The following is a 4,363-nucleotide window of genomic DNA, read 5'->3' as shown; positions in this document are numbered from 1 at the left end:
ACTGATAACTGATAACTGATAACTGATAACTGATAACTGAAATGACCTAGCGCATAGCGCCATAAAATTATGAATTTTTATAGCTTCTTCAAGTTTTTAGTAGGGTTTATTTTAGCAATACTATTGCTGACTGGTGCTAGTGTAGCAGCAGCTCTCTACTTTGCGGCAAAACTAACAAAAACGCCTGAAAAACCAATATTTACTAATGAAAAACCTATCGCCCAAAAAGTGAGTACGTCTTCTTCAGGAGCTACAAATACAAATTTATCTAATCAATTAGATCCTGGAGCTTACAAAGCTATTGTAGTTGAGCCTATTGGTTTGATTTTGCGAGATACTCCTAGTAGAGATGCTAATCGTATTGGTGGTATTTCTTACAAAGAGAAAGTTATAGTTTTGGAAGAAAGTTCAGATAAAAGATGGCAAAAGGTTCGAGTGGATGATGGTAGTAATCGTACAGGATGGGTATCAGGTGGTAATACTGAAAAATTGGAGTAGATTCTTTATTGTAGTAAGACAATTAATAAAGCTTTTATCCTAAATTAAAAGTAATAGCTGATAGCTGATGGTTAACTGCTGAATGCTTACTGATTTGTTAAGAAATTTAGAGAAATCTAAATCTTAATTGCAAAACCAGGATAATCTCCATCTTAGTTATTAATTCAGTGATAGGTTTAGACAACATTGTTAGTTATGAATTGTTTAAAAAATTTATCTGGGATTAATAATTATGTACAAAAATCGTTCAAACCGTGACCCATTAGTTGCTGCTGTTACTGCTGCTTTAGGAGCTGGTGTGGTGACTTCCTTCGCTGTAAGTCAAGGTCAAAATCCTTTAACTGCTTTAGGAATAACTATTTTTGCTGCTTTAGTAGCTTTGATTTTTGATCGTGCCGGTTTAGTCTAAGCATTTTTTAGTACAATACAATGATAGAATTTTAGATAGGAAATTTGAAATAAAATTAACCTGTATATATTCTTTCAGTAGGTTATTGTACTAATAATTTGATATCCCTAACCATAGTTTAAGAACGAATTACATAAATTAAAATAGAAAAGTATTTCAAGGAGAAAAAAGAGCCTCTCTGTTAAAGTAAGCATTCAGCAGTCAGCAATCAGCAATCAGCTTTAGAATTAAAAGTATGAGTAATAGAATTGCCCATTACTTAACCTTAAGCAGTAAGCGCGAGCCACAGCTACATTTCTTTCCATATATGTTGAAAATGTAGTAGAAGTTAAACGAGTACTTGTTTCATTCATTTTTATTGCGCTCGAGCTTATAGCTAATAGCTGAATGCTTACCTGTTAATAGGGAAAGTTGTTTGAATATTTGAATATATTTTTGACCAAAAAATAAGGTCTCAAGCCTCCCCTTTCAAGGGAATGAAAAAGCGGTCGAGGGATGGATGGGTCTCCTCGCCATATCCAATCGACCAAGAGAAAATCAAGTTCCATATTTCAAGCCTCTGACTTTCGGTGCGGAATGCTGCGCAAACAGGCAGAGGTACTGATAACTGATAACTGATAACTGATAACTGAAATGACTGTAGATTGAAAAAGACAAGTAATCAATTTCAGAATTTTGTGCAGTCTCACATAAAATTGGTATAACTTATGTAAGATAACAAGAGAAATAAATTTAGCTTGTTAGTATTAAAATTTTAAAGTCCCCCAGGAAAATTTATGGAATCCCTTGCATATATAGAAGTTTTTCTGGCTAATCAAGAAAATAAAGACTTCAAACTTATTGAAGGACTTAAATGGAATAAACTGTCTAGCTTCGCTTACATAAACTTTTTATCAATAATGATGATTAATTTAATTATTATTGATTCTAGTTGGGCTAGAAGGCCAGAAATTCCTAACCCTAAAACAAATAGTTATTTTAATAGCCAAACATACCAAGAACAAGTAGCAACAAACTCTTTTTTTTCTGGCACTTCTAACTTTAGACCAGAAAGCGATGCAATTCTTTCCCCTAATAGTGCAGTTTATCTAAGACGTGGAGATAAAGCTGCAACAGTAGCTGCAGTTCAAAGAAAACTGAGAGAATTAGGCTATTTTTCTGCTAATCTAACTGGTTTTTATGGCCCCATTACAGAAAGAGCTGTAAGACAGTTTCAGCAAGACAACGGTATTACAGCAACAGGACAAATTGAACCTAATACTTGGTCACTATTATTTGTAGGTAAGAGGTCTAACCAAATTAATTCTTCCCTATTAAATTATTCAACAAGAGTATTATCTTTTGGACAAGTTAACCCTCAAGTAGCAATTATTCAAAGAAGATTAGCAGAACTAGGGTTTTATAAAGGTCCAATCAATAGTATTTATGACCAAAATACTAGAGCTGCAGCGATCGCGTTTCAAAATGTTCATAGAATTACGCCGACTGGTCAGGTAGGTATTACTACGAGAGAATATTTGTTTGGCACTAGACCTGTTCCTACGGAGAGAGTATTTCTTCGACCTGGAGAAACAGGTGTAGAGATAGGAAAATTACAAGAACGTTTAAAAAATTTAGGTTATTATCAAGGACGAATAACTAACTATTTTGATCAAAGTACTGAGATAGCAGTTATTGAATTTCAAAAAATAAATAGAATTACTCCTACAGGTATAGTAGGACCAACAACTAAGGCATTCTTATTTAGTCCTAGTCAAGTTCTACCCCCAGGCCCTGTGTCTTATTCCAGGCAAAACTACACCAGTAGGCAATACTCTTACTCAAGTGTCCTCAGAAGAGGCGATCGAGGTTTGGCTGTAAAACAACTCCAGATTTTATTAACAAGATTGGGTTATTATCCTGGTACTGTTGATGGTGTTTTTGGACAGGCTACTGAGTTTGCAGTAAGACGTTTTCAGCAAGACGTGGGAAAAAACGCCAATGGAGTAGCAACAATGAATACACTACAGGCTTTAAGGCATCCTATGGCGATCGCTCCAAGCACTTCCAAACGGCAAGCTACATATATAGGTAGTAAAGCAAACATCTTAGAATTACAAAAGAGACTTCGGCTACAGGGATTTTATTTTGGTCCATTGAATGGTGTTTACAACTCACAAACAAGAGCAGCAGTGGCGAAAGCTCAAATGCGTTATGGTTTAAGTGCTAAAGATATTGGAAACTAATTATTAGATTTATAATTTTTTTTTAATCAAAATAAATTGGTCGCGCAAACCAGCCTTGATTGGCGAAATGTCTTTGGAGGCTTACTCAAATCCCGATAAAAATAACTTCTGACTTCTAACTTCTGACTTCTGACTTCTGACTTCAATTAATTACCCCACTCAGAGATTAAGTGGGGTTGTTTATTTTATTCAGAGTTTTTTGATTCAGAGTTTTCTGCATCTGCAAGTGCTCGTGGACAAGACCATTCACAAGATACGAGAGAAGGCCAGCCCATTCTTAGGGCTTCAAAACAAATTGTATGAATAGTTAATTGACAATCTAATAGATGTAAACCAGATTTTTCTGTCTGCTTCAGACCAATTTTTAAAATAGAATCATTCTTAAATTCAACAGTTTTATTACATTGTACGCAGACAAGATGGTGATGATGATGAGGATAAGGTTGATTTATCTCATAATGTTTATGTCCCTCCGCTAGTTCTAGTTCTCGTAGAATTCCCATCCTTGCCATTAACTTTAAAGTTCTGTAAATGGTAGATAGACTAATTCTTTCACCCCGATTTTGTAGCATATTATAAAGATCCTCGGCACTCAGATGATTGCCTTTAGGAAGATTTTGAAAAACGTGCAAAATGGTCTCCCGTTGGGGAGTCATTCGCCAACCTTTGTCATTTAGTTCTGCTTTAAATGAAGATGGTGTATAAAGGGCCACGGTATTTTATCAAAAATGTATGCCTATTGATAATCATACACAATAACTAAACGATTGTCAAAAAAAGGTGTTATTGAAAATTGGCTTCTCTACTAGAATTATTCTGTGCCTGAGATAATTGTGCGATATGGGGGGATGGGGAGATAAAGACCCCTAGAAACAAAAATCTATTGCACAGTTTTAAGTGTGCTACTCTGCTACTATTTGTTTGATAAATACTCTCTAATACCATTTCTCAAAAGTATTGCTACATCTCCTTGAAAGTAGGGAGTAGGGAGTAGGGCTAAAGGAGATAATATATCTTGGTTTAATGCCGAGAATAGTCATAAACATTATTCAACCATTATTATTACTTAATAGCTGAAGTTCCATAGCGAAGTATAGAATTATTTTTGGGAATTGGTATAATACCTACTTAATTATTCGGTAAGAAGGAAGAATAAATACAGCAGATTCTGTAGTTAATGTGGTACTATCTATCAATAATTCTCCCCCACTCCCCCACTCCCCCACTCCCC

At 35.0% G+C, this 4,363-nt stretch carries 4 protein-coding genes; 3 read left to right on the top strand and 1 reads right to left on the bottom strand.

Annotated elements, in window-relative coordinates:
• The first annotated feature begins 69 nt into the window (after positions 1 to 69).
• The 3 genes from AC3DU7_RS26500 (at position 70) to AC3DU7_RS26490 (ending at position 3,132) form a co-directional block, all read left to right on the top strand.
• Positions 70 to 498: an SH3 domain-containing protein gene (locus AC3DU7_RS26500; protein WP_488042260.1), complete on the top strand. Its 429-nt coding sequence runs from the start codon at positions 70 to 72 to the stop codon at positions 496 to 498.
• Positions 499 to 730: 232 nt separating this feature from the next.
• Positions 731 to 907, top strand: a complete 177-nt coding sequence (locus tag AC3DU7_RS26495; RefSeq protein WP_192901198.1) for a hypothetical protein — start codon at positions 731 to 733, stop codon at positions 905 to 907.
• A 776-nt stretch (positions 908 to 1,683) separates the two neighbouring features.
• The gene (locus AC3DU7_RS26490; RefSeq protein ID WP_488042259.1) at positions 1,684 to 3,132 is read left to right on the top strand and encodes a peptidoglycan-binding domain-containing protein; all 1,449 of its coding nucleotides are present in this window, start codon (positions 1,684 to 1,686) and stop codon (positions 3,130 to 3,132) included.
• A 185-nt stretch (positions 3,133 to 3,317) separates the two neighbouring features.
• On the opposite strand, the gene AC3DU7_RS26485 is transcribed toward AC3DU7_RS26490, so the two are convergent.
• On the bottom strand, positions 3,318 to 3,845 hold the full coding sequence (locus AC3DU7_RS26485) for a ferric uptake regulation protein (RefSeq protein WP_488042258.1): 528 nt from the start codon (positions 3,843 to 3,845) through the stop codon (positions 3,318 to 3,320).
• Between the last annotated feature and the right edge of the window lie 518 nt (positions 3,846 to 4,363).

This window comes from Okeania sp. (assembly GCF_983059655.1).
This window is presented reverse-complemented; position numbering and strand designations above follow the sequence as displayed.

Coding starts and splice junctions, on each gene's coding strand:
- AC3DU7_RS26500 (WP_488042260.1), top strand. CDS start 70: ATGAATTTTTATAGCTTCTTCAAGTTTTTAGTAGGGTTTATTTTAGCA.
- AC3DU7_RS26495 (WP_192901198.1), top strand. CDS start 731: ATGTACAAAAATCGTTCAAACCGTGACCCATTAGTTGCTGCTGTTACT.
- AC3DU7_RS26490 (WP_488042259.1), top strand. CDS start 1,684: ATGGAATCCCTTGCATATATAGAAGTTTTTCTGGCTAATCAAGAAAAT.